Genomic DNA, 11,899 nt, shown 5'->3' with positions numbered 1-11,899 from the left:
CACCGATTCGTTCCTCACGCCCGATCGTCCGTTGCGGGTCGCTTGTCGGGATGCCGGCGAGCCGTGCGCGCAGCACGGCGGCTGCGAAGTCGGGGGCGGCGATGCGGCGGATGGAGTGCTCGGTCTTGGGGTGGTCCTGCCGGACCGCGCCGCTGCCGGTGCGCAACACGACCGTTCCTGTCACGGAGATCGTCATCCCGTTGGGACCGTCGTCGACATCGCACACGCGTAGAGCGAGACACTCGCCAATGCGTAGCGCGGTACCGAGGAGCACTTCGATGATGTCGCGCACCTGACCGTCGGGCTTAGGCCCTTTGACGCCAGGACCGGTCCGCCAGCGACTGGCGGCGTCGCGGATAGCACCGATCTGCTCGATGTTCAGCGTGTGCCGCTCGCCCTTCGGTCTCCGCAACGGGCTCGTCCCCTGCACGGGATTCCGCGGCATCGCGTCATGTCGGAGAGCAAACGCGAAGAGCTGGTTGAGGACGGTTCGCGAGTGGTGCGCGCGAGAGAAGGACGCTGCGCTCTCTGATCTGAGGAACCACTCCACGCGGCCCGTGGTGATCTCGACGAGCGAGAAGTGTTCGAACTGTGGCCTTACGCGGAGCCGGAGATCGTCGCGATAGTTCTTCTTCGTCCCATCCGACAACTCGCGCACTTCCAGATCCTCGAGCCACAGATCAGCAAGGTCACGGAAAGAGCTGCTGAGGTCGAGGAGGCCGCCGGCACCAAACCCGGGCCTGTCGAGGAGACGCTCCTTCAAACGGGCTCGAGCCGCGGACGCGGTGCGCGCAGCACCGGTGACTCTGCGCAGGCGGCCGTCGGCATCGCGGATGCGTGCGAGCGCCACTTAAGAGGTGCCGCGCCTGGTAACGCTGATGGTCCCGTAGGAACCGATCAGGGTCCGTGGCCGTCCACCGTTCATGCTGCACCGCCGGTGTCGCGCTGCTCGTCCGCCTGTTCCATGCGCTCGACCCAGGCATCGATCTCGCTCTCGCGAAACCTCAGCTGCGTGCCGACACGGAAGCCACGGGGGCCGAGGCCCTTGCTCCGCAGGTCGTAGATCGTCTGCACCGAGACTTTGAGCTGCGCGGCAAGCTCCGCCAGCGACACATAGTTCCCGTGCCCTGCATCTGAGGTGCCACCGCTGTCCATACAGCGAAGGTGCGCGGGGGTCACCGCGAACCTTCCAGATAGCTCGAGAAGGCTCGAAAGCGCCCTGCGGCGACTCGGCGAAGTGTCCAGTAAACGACTACCGACCATTCAAACTCCCTGATCGGGGAGTGAAGTTTCGGTGCTCTACCGGGAGTCTTGGTGGACCTGAGGGGACTCGAACCCCTGACCCCCTGCATGCCATGCAGGTGCGCTACCAGCTGCGCCACAGGCCCTGACGTCTTCCCGGATGTCCCGGGGCAACTCCCCCAGCTTACAACATCCGGAGCGCTTCGCCGAACCGGCGTCAGTCCGCCGTGGACGTGGCGGGGAGGTCGATCGGCACGACCGGGCAGTCCTTCCACAGACGCTCGAGACCGTAGTACATGCGCTCCTCCTCGTGGAAGACGTGCACCACGAGGTCGCCGAAATCGAGCAAGATCCAGCGCGACTCCTGGCGTCCTTCGCGGCGCAGGCGCTTGAAGCCGTGCTCCAGCAGACGGTCCTCGATCTCGTCGGCGATGGCGGCGACGTTCCGCTCGTTGCGTCCGGTGACGACGAGGAAGATGTCGACGAGCGGCAGGGGGCCCGAGACGTCCAGCCCGACGAGGTCCTCGCCGCCCTTGGAATCGGCGGCAGCGGCGGCCACGGCGAGCATCTCGCGAAGGACGGTTCGGTCGGTCATGCGAAGACTCCTGTGACGAAAGCGAGGATGAGGACGCCGACGAGCGCCAGTGCGAGAGCTCCCGCGGTGATGGCGAGAGTCATCATGAGGCGGCTGCCCTTCTCGGGCGCCGGTGGGGTGATGATCTCTCCGGGAGTCTTGACCGTGCTGACGGCGGCGCTGGCGGCGATCGGTGTCGGTGAGGAGTGCGCCGGCAGCTCTCCGTCCACGAGCACGGCATCGACATCCTTGCCGTCGGCCGTGCCGAGCGCGTGTCCGGTGGAGCCGAGCCCCTCGGGGAGGTTGAAGGTTCCCGTGATGAGGACTTCGCCGGTGGCGGTCACCGGTGCCACGAGCGCAGAGACCTCGGGAGTCTGCGTCATGATGAGCGCATTGGACGCCGTCGCCGATCCGCTGGACGAGCGCGCGAGCAGCTGGTCGAACGACGGCGGGAGCTCGACGGCGGGTGTCTCCCCGGCGAGGAGGTCCGCGCCGAAGGCCGCGCCGACGACCGGTCGGTCTTCGGCATCGTCGGTCGCCTCGCCCGCATCGCCGAGCTTCTGGCCGAAGGCGTTGCGCGCGTCCGTGGCCGGTTCCGACGTGGCGTCGCCGGCGGACTCCGGCGCGCGCTCCGTCTCGGCGCGCGCGCCGGCACCGGCGAGCGAGGCGGCGGCGATCTCGGGGGTGATGACGGGAACGGATGCCGTGCGGATGCGCTCCTGCTGACGCGCCTGACGCCGGGTCAGCGGTGCCGCGCCGAGGTCGACAGAGGAATCGGGTGCGGGCGTCTCGGCGATCTTCGCCTCTTCGGCCGCGCGCGGAAGAGGCGCCGGGATGGCCTCGATCACCGGTACCGCGACCGGGGCCGGAGCGCTGTCGGAATCGAGGTCGTCCTCGTTCTCGATCGAGCCGGCGTCGGCGGTCTCCGGGGCATCGCCGTCGACAGGCAGCCCACGGTCTTCGGACGACGTGGGGGCTGCCTCCTCCCGGGTGGCGGCAGCGTGCGCGTCCGCCTCCGCGGGGAGGATCACAGGTGTCGCGCCGGTGTTCCGGATCTCGCGCAGCTGCTTGCGGGTGAGGGGCGGGGTGGCCGGTTGCTCGGGTGTGTTCATTCCTTGCTCCGGTAGAGGTGGTGCTTGGCAATGTATTGGACGACGCCGTCGGGGACCAGGTACCACACGGGGTGTCCGCGTTCGACGCGATCGCGGCAGTCGGTGGAAGAGATCGCAAGGGCGGGGATCTCGAGCTGGCTCACGTCCTCGCTCGGGAGACCTGCGGTGTTCAGCACGTGGCCTGGACGCGAGACCGCGACGAAATGGGCGAGAGCCCACAGTTCGTCGTGATTGCGCCAGCTGAAGATCTGCGCCACCGCGTCCGCGCCGGTGATGAAGAAGAGTTCCGCCCCGGGACGCTGCTCGGCGAGGTCACGCAGCGTGTCGATCGTGTACGTCGGTCCTGCGCGATCGATGTCCACGCGGCTCACGGTGAACCGCGGATTGGAGGCAGTGGCGATGACCGTCATGAGATACCGGTGCTCGCTGGGCGAGACTTCGGTCTTCTGCCAGGGCTCGCCGGTCGGGACGAAGACGACCTCATCGAGATCGAAGGACTGGGCGACCTCGGACGCCGCGACGAGGTGACCATGGTGGATGGGGTCGAATGTGCCGCCCATCACCCCGATCCGCGGGGCCCGTGTCGCTGTCATGCGGTGGGCTTAGTGCCCGTGTCCTGCACGCTGGATGTCGTTCGCGTGGGCCTTCGCGTAGGCCTCGGCCTTGTGCGAGTGGCGGTTGGCGACGTTGCGATACGACACGGTCACCAGCGCCAGGGCACCGAAGACGACGAGTGCGACGATCCCGTACCCCACGGTTTCGAGCGCGACGTTCCCGTGTTCGGCTTCCTCCGCTGCGAGGGTGAGGATCGTGGCAAGTGTCATGCGTGCTCCGTTCGAGTGTCGGCCGCGCGGGGCGCAGTCGTATCCAGTTTAGGCGGTCAGGCCCGGACGTGCCCGGCGCCTCGCGCAAGCCACTTCACGCTCGTGAGCTCGGGAAGCCCCATCGGTCCGCGCGCATGGAGCTTCTGCGTGGAGATCCCCACCTCCGCGCCGAAACCGAACTCACCGCCGTCGGTGAAACGGGTCGAGGCGTTGACGACCACGACGGCCGCGTCGACCTCCGCGAGGAAGCGCTCGGCATTGCGTTCGTCCTCGGTGATGATCGCCTCGGTGTGCTGCGTCGAGAACGTCCGGATATGCGCGATCGCATCGTCGATGTCGTCCACGATCCGCATCGCCACATCGAGGCTGAGGTACTCCTGCGCCCAGTCGGCGTCCGTGGCGGGCACGACATCCGTCGCACGTGCCGCCACACCGGCGTCGCCGTGCACGGTCACACCCTGCTCTTGGAGGTCGGCGACGATGACCGGGACCAGCCGGTCAGCGGCATCCCGGTGGACGAGGATGGTCTCCACGGCGTTGCAGACGCTCGGCCGCTGGACCTTCGCGTTGACGATGATCTCGCGCGCCCAGTCTTCGCGCGCGGAGGCGTCGATGACGATGTGCACCACGCCGGCGCCCGTCTCGATCACCGGCACCTGGGATTGGGTGACGACGGTTTCGATCAGCTGCGCGCTCCCCCGCGGCACGAGGACGTCGACCAGCCCGCGCGCCTGCATCAGGTCCCGTGCACCGTCGCGGCCGAGATCGTCGAGCGTCTGGATGGCCTCCGGGTCCACGACCTGCGCGCGCAGCGCGTCGCGCATCGCGTCGACGAGTGCCGCGTTGGTCCGCTCCGCAGCCGTCCCTCCTCGCAGGATGACGGCGTTGCCTGACCGGAGGGCGAGCGCTGCGATGTCGACGGTGACGTTCGGCCGGGCTTCGTAGATGGACCCCACGACGCCGAACGGCACGCTCACCTTCGTCAATCGGACGCCACCGGCGATGACCCGCTCGTCCAACACGCGGCCGACCGGGTCGGGGAGCTCGGCGACGTCGCGGACGGCAGCGGCCAGAGCCGCCACGCGCGGCGCGTCCAATCGGAGCCGATCCTGCAGACCGTCACTCAGACCATTCGCGCGCCCGCGGGACAGATCCTCGGCATTCTCGGCGACGATTCGGTCGGTGCGGGCGACGATCGAATCGGCGAGCGACCGGAGGATGTCGCGTTTGCGCTCGTCCGACAGGAGGCCGATCTCGCGCGAAGCAGCCTTGGCCAGTTCCATCCGTTCACGGGCGGTGGTCACGGTGACGCTCATCCCTTGAGCCTATCGACGGCGCGGACGGAGCCGGTCATGGACGTCGGGCGCGGGGTGGGATCGGGGTGGAACCAGGTGCCGACCGAGGCCCCGTCGAGAGCGGGACCGACCAGATCCGCGCTCGTGACCAGCACCCCCACCCCGGCCGTCGCGGCCAGGCGCGCGGCCGACGCCTTGGTCGCAGCCCCGCCGGTGCCGACGCTGTTGACGACGACGGAGCCGAACTCGTAGCCCCGCAGATCGTCGCCGACGTCGACGTCCGTGATCGGACGTGCGCCCGGTTCGCCCGGCGGGCGGGTGTAAAGGCACTCGATGTCGCTCAAGAGGACCAGGGCGTCGGCGCCGATCAGCTGCGCGACGAGGGCGGCGAGTCGATCGTTGTCGCCGAAGCGGATCTCGTGTGTGGCGACGGTGTCGTTCTCGTTCACGATGGGGAGGATCCGCAGCCCAAGGAGACGCTCCATCGCACGACGGGCGTTCGACCGGTGCGTGGAGTTCTCGAGGTCTCCGGCGGTCAAGAGCACCTGGCCCGCGACGATCCCGAACGGGCGGAGGGCTTCCTGGTAGCGGTAGATGAGCATGTTCTGACCCACCGCCGCCGCGGCCTGCTGCGTCGCGAGATCGCTCGGTCGCTCGTCGAGGGCGAGGAACGGCATCCCCGTGGCGATCGCTCCGGAGGAGACCAGGACGACCTCTGTCCCCCGCGCGTGGGCCACGGAGAGCGCATCGACGATCGGTCCGATCTTGTGCGCGTTCTCACCGCTGATCGACGAGGAGCCGACCTTCACCACGACGCGACGCGCGCCCGGGATGTCGGTGCGCAGCAAGGCGCTCACGTGTCCTCCTCCACATCCCACCCGTGCTGCTCGGCGCGACGCTCGGCCTCCAGCTCTGCGCGCGCCTGTGCTTTGGCATCCATCTGCTCGTGATACTTCTCGCGCCGCTCGCTCGTCGTACGCCGCCCGCCCTGGTACAGACGGGGGTCGGTGCCGCGCGGGGCGGTCATCAGCTCGGCGGCCGAGCTCAAGGCCGGCTGCCAGTCGAAGATGACGCCGTCGCCGGCTCCGATCACGACGGTCGCTCCGGGGGTCGCACCGGCGCGGTAGAGAGCATCGTCGACGCCGATGCGATCCAGCCGATCGGCGAGGTAGCCGACAGCTTCGTCGTTGGTGAAGTCGGTCTGCTGCACCCAACGCTCGGGCTTCTCGCCGAGGATGCGGTAGATGTTGCCCCAGGTTCCGCCTTCCACGCGGACGTCGAAAGCCCTGTCGGCGCCGGTCGGTCGGATGACGACGCGTTCGGGTGCCGGAGCCGCGGCCTGCTCTGCGCGGTGCGCGGCGACGAGCTCACCCAGGGCGAACGAGAGCGGGCGAAGGCCTTCGCGGCTGACGGTCGAGATCTCGAAGACGCGGTAGCCGCGCGCCTCGAGATCCGGCCGGACAAGGTCCGCCAGATCGCGTGCCTCGGGGACGTCGACCTTGTTCAGGACGACGACCTGAGGACGCTCGAGGAGCGGGGTCTGCCCATCGGGGACGGGATAGGCCGCGAGCTCGGCGACGATGACGTCGAGATCCGTGAGCGGGTCGCGGCCGGGATCGAGGGTCGCGCAATCAAGGACGTGCACGAGGACACTGCAGCGTTCGACGTGTCGCAGGAACTCGAGGCCGAGACCGCGCCCTTCGCTCGCACCCTCGATCAGACCGGGCACGTCGGCCACGGTGAAGCGCACGTCGCCGGCCTCGACGACGCCGAGGTTCGGATGCAGCGTCGTGAACGGGTAGTCGGCGATCTTGGGGCGCGCAGCGGACACGGCCGCGATCAGGCTGGACTTCCCGGCGGACGGGAACCCCACGAGGGCGACATCGGCGACCGTCTTCAGCTCGAGGAGGACGTCCCCCTCCCACCCGGGCGTGCCCAGGAGGGCGAAGCCGGGCGCTTTGCGCTTGGGGCTCGCGAGAGCGGCATTGCCGAGACCCCCGCGGCCGCCGGGGGCGACGATGAACCGCGTGCCCGGCTCGACGAGGTCGACCAGGGGCGTACCGTCGGCGTCCTTGACCACGGTCCCGACCGGGACCAGAAGTTCGAGATGCTCTCCGGCGGCACCCGAGCGGTTGTCGCCCATGCCGAACCCGCCGTTGCCCGCGGAGCGGTGCGGCGAGTGATGGTACGAGAGCAGCGTCGTGACCTGGGGGTCCGCCACGAGGACCACATCCCCGCCGTTGCCGCCGTTGCCCCCGTCGGGGCCCGCGAGCGGCTTGAACTTCTCTCGACGCACCGACACGCAGCCGTTGCCGCCCTTGCCCGCGCGCAGATGCAGGGTCACACGGTCGACGAAGGTGACCATGGCATCTCCTTCCTGTTGCGCTCGAGGCCGAGCCGCTGTCTGTACGGAAAAAGCGAGGGGCGAGCCGAAGCCCGCCCCTCGCCGATGTGGTTCGTGGAACCTCGGATCACTCCGCGGCTGCGACGATGTTGACGACCTTGCGGCCGCCCTTGTTGCCGAACTCGACCGCACCGGCCGAGAGGGCGAACAGCGTGTCATCGCCACCGCGTCCGACGTTCGCGCCGGGGTGGAAGTGGGTTCCGCGCTGGCGGACGAGGATCTCGCCGGCGCTGACGACCTGACCGCCGAAGCGCTTCACGCCCAGGCGCTGTGCGTTGGAGTCGCGACCGTTACGGGTAGAGCTTGCGCCCTTTTTGTGTGCCATCTCTGCGTCTCCTCGCGGTTACTTGATGCCGGTGATCTTGACGCGCGTGAGGTCCTGACGGTGCCCCTGGCGCTTCTTGTAACCGGTCTTGTTCTTGAATTTCTGGATCACGATCTTCGGGCCGCGCTCTTCGCGGAGAACCTCGGCCGTGACGGACACCTTCGCGAGCTTGTCGGCGTCGGTCGTGACGGTGTCGCCGTCGACGAGCAGCACAGCGGGCAACTGGATCTTGTCGCCGATCGAGGCGGCCTGACGGTCGAGCACGACGATGGTGCCCACTTCGACCTTTTCCTGCCGGCCGCCGGCGCGCACAACTGCGTAAACCACTTCACACCTGTTTCGTCTTGGGAGCGCTCGGCTCCGGTTGTCTTTATGAGACTGGGAAGTCACTGGTGCGGAAGCAAAGCTCTTTTCGACCGCCGGTGAGGACGGGCCGGGACGCACCAAGGGTCTAGGTTACCGGATGCCGCGCTCAGCCGCAAAAGCCGCCGCTCGCGTGTCGCCGGCGGGGGTCTGTCCGCATCCTGCTGGATACGATCTGGCCATGGCGATCCTGATCGACGACCCGATGTGGCCCGCGCACGGTCGGCTGTGGGCACACCTGGTCAGTGACACCGACCTGGAGGAGCTGCATGCGTTCGCGGCCCGCAACGGCATCCCCCGGCGAGGCTTCGACCGGGACCACTACGACGTCCCGGCCGACGCCCATCGTCGCCTGGTCGCCGCCGGTGCGGAACACATCGGCGGACGCGAGCTGGTGCGCCGCCTGATCGCCTCGGGTCTGAGGGTGACGGCGCGCCAGCGGCGCGGGCTCTAGCTCGACGCCCCCGTGCCGGCCGAGGGGTCGTGGACGACGGGTGTGCCCGTGAGCGCCGCGGTGGTGACACGACGACGTCCGCGTCCCTGGCCGGGCGCCTTGGGCTCCGGGAGGGCGCTCAGGACGGAGTCCAGGAGCAGGTCCTTCTCGGTCTTGGGGCCGCCGGAGTCGGACCGCTTCTTCCGGGCCTTCTTCGGGCGCTCCGCCGGGGCGTCGACGCGGGCCGCCTCGGGCTCGACGGTGTCGGACCCGGCGGGCTCGCGGACCGCGACCTCCTCCTCCGAGTGGTGGATCGTGGACGCGGCGATCTGGGCCAGCGCCGATTTGACGCCCTCCGTGATCACGTGCGTTCCCTGCGACGACGAGGGGGCGGCGCCGTTGGAGGCGGAGCCGTTTCCTCCGCGGGAGCGGCGGTTCGAAGACGTGCCGTTCGAGGGGCCCGTGCGGTGCTTGACGACGGGATCGTGATGGACGATAACGCCACGCCCGGCGCAGACGTCGCAGGCCTCGCTGAAGGTCTCCAGAAGACCCAGGCCGAGCTTCTTGCGGGTCATCTGCACGAGACCGAGTGAGGTCACCTCGGCCACCTGGTGCTTGGTGCGATCGCGGCTGAGGCATTCCACCAGCCGCCGGAGGACCAGATCGCGATTCGATTCCAGGACCATGTCGATGAAGTCGACGACGATGATCCCTCCGATGTCGCGCAGGCGGAGCTGACGCACGATCTCCTCGGCGGCCTCGAGGTTGTTCTTGGTCACCGTCTCTTCGAGGTTGCCCCCGGAGCCGACGAACTTCCCGGTGTTCACGTCGACGACGGTCATGGCTTCGGTGCGGTCGATGACCAGCGAGCCTCCCGAGGGCAGCCAGACCTTCCGGTCGAGCGCCTTCTCGATCTGCTCGGTGACCCGGTACTCATCGAAGGGATCGCGGTCGCCCTCGTACGCGACGACGCGCTCCAGGAGGTCGGGGGCCACCGATTCCAGGTAGCGGCTGATGGTCTGAAGAGCCTCGTCCCCCTGGATGAGCATGCGAGTGAAGTCCTCGTTGAAGACGTCCCGCACGATCTTGACCAGGAGATCGGGCTCGGAATGGAGCAGTGCCGGGGCCGAGATCGACTGGACCTGGCTGCTGATGTGCTCCCACTGGGTGGTGAGTCGCTGCACGTCGCGCGTGAGCTGGTCCTCGGTCGCTCCCTCGGCCGCGGTGCGCACGATCACGCCCGAGGACTCCGGGAGCACCTCCTTGAGGATCTTCTTCAGGCGCGCGCGTTCGGTGTCGGGGAGCTTGCGCGAGATGCCGTTCATCGCTCCGCCGGGGACGTAGACGAGGTAGCGGCCCGGCAGCGAGATCTGGCTGGTGAGGCGCGCACCCTTGTGTCCGACGGGATCCTTGGTCACCTGGACGAGCACGCGGTCGCCGGATTTCAGAGCGAGTTCGATGCGCCGGGGCTGATTTCCCGTTTCGACCGCGTCCCAGTCCACCTCGCCGGAGTACAGCACGGCGTTGCGCCCGCGACCGATGTCGACGAAGGCCGCCTCCATGCTGGGGAGCACGTTCTGCACGCGTCCCAGATACACGTTGCCGATGAGGGAGGCATCCTGGTTGCGCGCGACGTAGTGCTCGACGAGGACGTTGTCCTCGAGGACGGCGATCTGGATCCGGCCGCTCTTGGAGCGGACGATCATCTCGCGGTCGACCGCCTCGCGGCGCGCGAGGAACTCCGCCTCGGTGACGACGGCGCGACGACGGCCGGCTTCGCGGCCGTCGCGGCGACGCTGCTTCTTGGCCTCGAGGCGCGTGGAGCCCTTGATCCGCTGCGGCTCGGTGATCACCTCGACCGGACGCTGGCGTGCGGGCGGGGTGGACACCCGGTCTTCCGACCCGTCGGCACCGCCGCGTCGACGGCTGCGACGGCGGTTGGATGACCGCGGTTCCGCGGCGTCGGCCTCATCCTCCGGCAGGGCGGGCAACGGCGCGACGGTCGGGGCGTAGAAGTGGAGCTGCGTGCTGACGGCGGAGACGAATGTCTCCGGGAGGAGTCCGAGGCTGACCGCGGTCGGCGGACCGCTCGGCTCGGCCTCGGGCTGCTCGGTCTCAGCCTGCTCGGTCTCAGCCTGCTCGGCCTCAGCCTGCTCGGCCTCGGCCGGGTCGGCCTCCGCGCCGGGAGCGTCCGCGGCTGCGTCGATGGTTGCCGACGCGTCATCGTCGGACGCCGCGGTCTCGGTGCGGACATCCGACGTGGTCGGTTCGACCTCGTCGGTCACCGCGGGCGTCGAGGACGTCGCATCTGCGTATGCCGCGGGTGCCTCGCTCCCCGTCTCGGAACTGTTCTCGGTCTCGTCGTATGTGCCATCGGCCATCGCTGCCGTACTCCCAGCGGGGCGACACCGCGCGTCGCCCGGCGAAATCTCGTGCGGTGCCGCACCTGCGGTGCCGCGAACTCACTCGGTCTACAACGGGATCCCGGCTGTCGCGGCGGGACCTGCCGTTGCGAAGGGCGTTCGTCGCCCTTGAAGTCTTCGGTGATGTACGTCACGGCGCGGCCGTGGTGCATCGGGAGCCATTATCGCACTATCCCGTCTCGATTGCCCACACGCGGCGCGGGGGCGTCGGCAGCGCCGCGAGGAGCGCGGGGCATTCTCACGGCCCGCCGGGAGGGGACATCCGGCACGCGGTGAAATAATCCCCGAATGTCCGACACTGCGCGCTCCCGTCCCACGGTCCTCGCGATCTGGCTGATCCTCGCGGGTGCGATCGGCTGGTGGGCGGCGTTCCAGCTCACCCTGGAGAAGCTGCGCGCCCTCACCAATCCGGGAGAAGCCGCGTCCTGCGACTTCAGCGTCCTGGTCCAGTGCACGGCGAACCTCGACTCCTGGCAGGGCAGCGTCTTCGGTTTCCCCAACCCGCTGCTCGGCCTCAGCGGATGGATCGCACCGATCGTCGTCGGCGCCGCGCTGCTCGCCGGCGCGCGGTTGGCGCGCTGGTTCTGGATCGCGTTCGCCGGCGGAATGGCGTTCGCGTTCGGATTCGTGATCTGGCTCATCGGTCAGAGCATCTACGAGCTGAACACCCTCTGCCCCTGGTGCATGGTCACGTGGGCCGTCACCATCCCCACGTTCTACGCCGTGATCCTGCATCTGTTCGCCGGTGGCGTGATCCCGATGTCTGCGCGCACGCGGCGCAGGGCCCGAGGATTCGGCGCGTGGATCCCGCTCGCCGCGATCGTCAGCTACGCCGTGGTCCTCCTGCTGGCGCAGGTGGAGATGGACGCCATCCCCAACATCGTGCAGACCCTCTTCGGCTGAT

Annotated in this window: 14 protein-coding genes and 1 tRNA gene; 2 read left to right on the top strand and 13 right to left on the bottom strand. The window is 68.8% G+C overall.

The window, feature by feature from the left end; genetic code table 11:
- From LTL01_RS12180 to rplU, 12 genes are all read right to left on the bottom strand, one after another.
- Positions 1–850, bottom strand: an 850-nt coding sequence (locus tag LTL01_RS12180) for a phage integrase central domain-containing protein (protein WP_236968746.1), incomplete at its 3' end; no start/stop codon positions are given.
- Positions 851–921: 71 nt separating this feature from the next.
- Positions 922–1,179 carry a helix-turn-helix transcriptional regulator gene (locus LTL01_RS12175; protein WP_236968745.1) on the bottom strand — a complete coding sequence of 86 codons (258 nt, stop codon included), beginning with the start codon at positions 1,177–1,179 and terminating at the stop codon, positions 922–924.
- Positions 1,180–1,312: 133 nt separating this feature from the next.
- Positions 1,313–1,388, bottom strand: a tRNA-Ala gene (locus LTL01_RS12170).
- Between the two features lie 71 nt (positions 1,389–1,459).
- Entirely contained in the window at positions 1,460–1,837 is a 378-nt protein-coding gene (gene rsfS / locus LTL01_RS12165) for a ribosome silencing factor (RefSeq protein ID WP_236968744.1), read from the bottom strand.
- Complete coding sequence (locus tag LTL01_RS12160) at positions 1,834–2,928, bottom strand: hypothetical protein (protein ID WP_053548262.1); 1,095 nt, start codon at positions 2,926–2,928, stop codon at positions 1,834–1,836. Before LTL01_RS12160 ends, rsfS begins: the two co-directional genes overlap by 4 nt.
- On the bottom strand, positions 2,925–3,521 hold the full coding sequence (gene nadD, locus LTL01_RS12155) for a nicotinate-nucleotide adenylyltransferase (RefSeq protein ID WP_053548263.1): 597 nt from the start codon (positions 3,519–3,521) through the stop codon (positions 2,925–2,927). Before nadD ends, LTL01_RS12160 begins: the two co-directional genes overlap by 4 nt.
- A 9-nt stretch (positions 3,522–3,530) precedes the next feature.
- Positions 3,531–3,752 carry a hypothetical protein gene (locus LTL01_RS12150; protein WP_053548264.1) on the bottom strand — a complete coding sequence of 74 codons (222 nt, stop codon included), beginning with the start codon at positions 3,750–3,752 and terminating at the stop codon, positions 3,531–3,533.
- Between the two features lie 56 nt (positions 3,753–3,808).
- Complete coding sequence (locus tag LTL01_RS12145) at positions 3,809–5,068, bottom strand: glutamate-5-semialdehyde dehydrogenase (RefSeq protein WP_236968743.1); 1,260 nt, start codon at positions 5,066–5,068, stop codon at positions 3,809–3,811.
- Positions 5,065–5,904 carry a glutamate 5-kinase gene (gene proB, locus LTL01_RS12140; RefSeq protein WP_236968742.1) on the bottom strand — a complete coding sequence of 280 codons (840 nt, stop codon included), beginning with the start codon at positions 5,902–5,904 and terminating at the stop codon, positions 5,065–5,067. The genes LTL01_RS12145 and proB overlap by 4 nt, the downstream gene beginning before the upstream one ends.
- The gene (gene obgE, locus LTL01_RS12135) at positions 5,901–7,412 is read right to left on the bottom strand and encodes a GTPase ObgE (RefSeq protein ID WP_236968741.1); all 1,512 of its coding nucleotides are present in this window, start codon (positions 7,410–7,412) and stop codon (positions 5,901–5,903) included. The genes proB and obgE overlap by 4 nt, the downstream gene beginning before the upstream one ends.
- A gap of 106 nt (positions 7,413–7,518) precedes the next feature.
- A complete protein-coding gene (gene rpmA / locus LTL01_RS12130) occupies positions 7,519–7,776 on the bottom strand; it encodes a 50S ribosomal protein L27 (RefSeq protein ID WP_053548268.1) in 258 nt (85 codons plus the stop codon).
- 18 nt (positions 7,777–7,794) lie between these two features.
- On the bottom strand, positions 7,795–8,103 hold the full coding sequence (gene rplU, locus LTL01_RS12125; RefSeq protein ID WP_053548269.1) for a 50S ribosomal protein L21: 309 nt from the start codon (positions 8,101–8,103) through the stop codon (positions 7,795–7,797).
- A 217-nt stretch (positions 8,104–8,320) separates the two neighbouring features.
- Here rplU and LTL01_RS12120 point away from each other — a divergent pair, with 217 nt between their 5' ends.
- Positions 8,321–8,593: a DUF4031 domain-containing protein gene (locus tag LTL01_RS12120; RefSeq protein WP_236968740.1), complete on the top strand. Its 273-nt coding sequence runs from the start codon at positions 8,321–8,323 to the stop codon at positions 8,591–8,593.
- Here the strand turns inward: LTL01_RS12120 and LTL01_RS12115 are convergent.
- Positions 8,590–10,953, bottom strand: coding sequence for an Rne/Rng family ribonuclease (locus LTL01_RS12115; RefSeq protein WP_236968739.1), 2,364 nt, complete (start codon positions 10,951–10,953; stop codon positions 8,590–8,592). The genes LTL01_RS12120 and LTL01_RS12115 overlap by 4 nt on opposite strands.
- 330 nt (positions 10,954–11,283) lie before the next feature.
- Between LTL01_RS12115 and LTL01_RS12110 the strand changes: the two genes are divergently transcribed.
- Positions 11,284–11,898: a vitamin K epoxide reductase family protein gene (locus LTL01_RS12110; protein WP_236968738.1), complete on the top strand. Its 615-nt coding sequence runs from the start codon at positions 11,284–11,286 to the stop codon at positions 11,896–11,898.
- Position 11,899: the final 1 nt, after the last annotated feature.

Source organism: Microbacterium aurantiacum, assembly GCF_021654035.1.
GTDB classification, from domain to species: domain Bacteria; phylum Actinomycetota; class Actinomycetes; order Actinomycetales; family Microbacteriaceae; genus Microbacterium; species Microbacterium aurantiacum.
The sequence above is the reverse complement of the archived record's forward strand: the minus strand, read 5'-3'. Positions and strand labels throughout refer to the sequence as shown.

Bases quoted from the DNA above. Each gene is read 5' to 3' on its own strand.
- rsfS (WP_236968744.1), bottom strand. From the start codon at position 1,837: ATGACCGACCGAACCGTCCTTCGCGAGATGCTCGCCGTGGCCGCCGCT.
- LTL01_RS12160 (WP_053548262.1), bottom strand. From the start codon at position 2,928: ATGAACACACCCGAGCAACCGGCCACCCCGCCCCTCACCCGCAAGCAG.
- nadD (WP_053548263.1), bottom strand. From the start codon at position 3,521: ATGACAGCGACACGGGCCCCGCGGATCGGGGTGATGGGCGGCACATTC.
- LTL01_RS12150 (WP_053548264.1), bottom strand. From the start codon at position 3,752: ATGACACTTGCCACGATCCTCACCCTCGCAGCGGAGGAAGCCGAACAC.
- LTL01_RS12145 (WP_236968743.1), bottom strand. From the start codon at position 5,068: ATGAGCGTCACCGTGACCACCGCCCGTGAACGGATGGAACTGGCCAAG.
- obgE (WP_236968741.1), bottom strand. From the start codon at position 7,412: ATGGTCACCTTCGTCGACCGTGTGACCCTGCATCTGCGCGCGGGCAAG.
- rpmA (WP_053548268.1), bottom strand. From the start codon at position 7,776: ATGGCACACAAAAAGGGCGCAAGCTCTACCCGTAACGGTCGCGACTCC.
- LTL01_RS12120 (WP_236968740.1), top strand. From the start codon at position 8,321: ATGGCGATCCTGATCGACGACCCGATGTGGCCCGCGCACGGTCGGCTG.
- LTL01_RS12115 (WP_236968739.1), bottom strand. From the start codon at position 10,953: ATGGCCGATGGCACATACGACGAGACCGAGAACAGTTCCGAGACGGGG.
- LTL01_RS12110 (WP_236968738.1), top strand. From the start codon at position 11,284: ATGTCCGACACTGCGCGCTCCCGTCCCACGGTCCTCGCGATCTGGCTG.